This is a genomic window from Bacteroides timonensis (assembly GCF_000513195.1).
GTDB lineage: Bacteria > Bacteroidota > Bacteroidia > Bacteroidales > Bacteroidaceae > Bacteroides > Bacteroides timonensis.
This window is the reverse complement of the sequence record NZ_CBVI010000210.1, coordinates 1-1,516: the sequence shown is the minus strand read 5'-3', so window position 1 is coordinate 1,516 and position 1,516 is coordinate 1. Positions and strand designations below refer to the sequence as shown.

General features: G+C 47.6%; 1 rRNA gene. It reads right to left on the bottom strand.

Going from position 1 to position 1,516, the window contains the following annotated elements:
* Positions 1–1,436, bottom strand: a 23S ribosomal RNA gene (locus BN161_RS27890); the annotation flags it as partial.
* Positions 1,437–1,516 lie beyond the last annotated feature (80 nt).

Below are 1,516 nucleotides of genomic sequence, written 5' to 3'. Positions count from 1 at the left end.
GGTAGTACAGGAATATTAACCTGTTCTGCCATCGGCCTCACCGTTCGGCTGAGCCTTAGGACCCGACTAACCCTGATCCGATTAGCGTTGATCAGGAAACCTTAGTCTTTCGGCGAGGGGGTTTCTCACCCCCTTTATCGTTACTTATACCTACATTTGCTTTTCCACACGCTCCAGCAAAGCTTACGCTTCACCTTCAACGCAGAGTGGAATGCTCCCCTACCGATGTTTGCACATCCCATAGCTTCGGTAAATTGCTTATGCCCGATTATTATCCACGCCAAACTCCTCGACTAGTGAGCTGTTACGCACTCTTTAAATGAATGGCTGCTTCCAAGCCAACATCCTAGCTGTCTTAGCAATCTGACTTCGTTAGATCAACTTAGCAATTATTTGGGGACCTTAGCTGATGGTCCGGATTGTTCTCCTTTAGGACATGGACCTTAGCACCCATGCCCTCACTCCTGATATAGAACTAATACGCATTCGGAGTTTGTCAAGACTTGATAGGCGGCGAAGCCCTCGCATCTTATCAGTCGCTCTACCTCATATTAGTATAAATCAAGGCTGCACCTAAATGCATTTCGGGGAGTACGAGCTATCTCCAAGTTTGATTAGCCTTTCACCCCCACCCTCAGCTCATCCGGAAGCTTTTCAACGCTTATCGGTTCGGTCCTCCAGACAGTGTTACCTGTCCTTCAACCTGGCCAAGGGTAGATCACTTGGTTTCGCGTCTACTCCTTCCGACTATCCGCCCTATTAAGACTCGCTTTCGCTTCGGCTGCAGATCTCAAGATCCTTAACCTTGCCGGAAAAAGTAACTCGTAGGTTCATTATGCAAAAGGCACGCCGTCACAGTTTACACTGCTCCGACCGCTTGTAGGCGCATGGTTTCAGGGACTATTTCACTCTTCTGTTCGAAGTGCTTTTCACCTTTCCTTCACAGTACTGGTTCGCTATCGGTCTCTCGGGAGTATTTAGCCTTACCGGATGGTCCCGGCAGATTCACGCAAGATTCCTCGTGTCCCGCGCTACTCAGGATACCACTAGGGTTAAATTAGCTTCGTATACCGGGTTATCACCGTCTATGACTGAACTTTCCAGATCATTCTACTCACTAACTGTCGTCCCACGACGTGGTCCTACAACCCCATACATGCCGTAACACATATGGTTTGGGCTATTCCCCGTTCGCTCGCCACTACTAGGGGAATCATTATTTATTTTCTATTCCTACAGGTACTAAGATGTTTCAGTTCCCTGCGTTCGCCTCCATCAAAAGATGGATAATATCTCTTCAAGATATTGGGTTGTCCCATTCGGAAATCCGCGGATCAAAGGTCATTTGCACCTACCCGCAGCTTATCGCAGCTTATCACGTCCTTCATCGCCTCCGAGAGCCAAGGCATCCGCCATGCGCCCTTACTTACTTTTAGTCTTACCTAGCCGTATGGCTCGATATATACTTTCAGCTTGTTATAACTTTACTTTTTTTTGTACATCATGTCAAAGATCG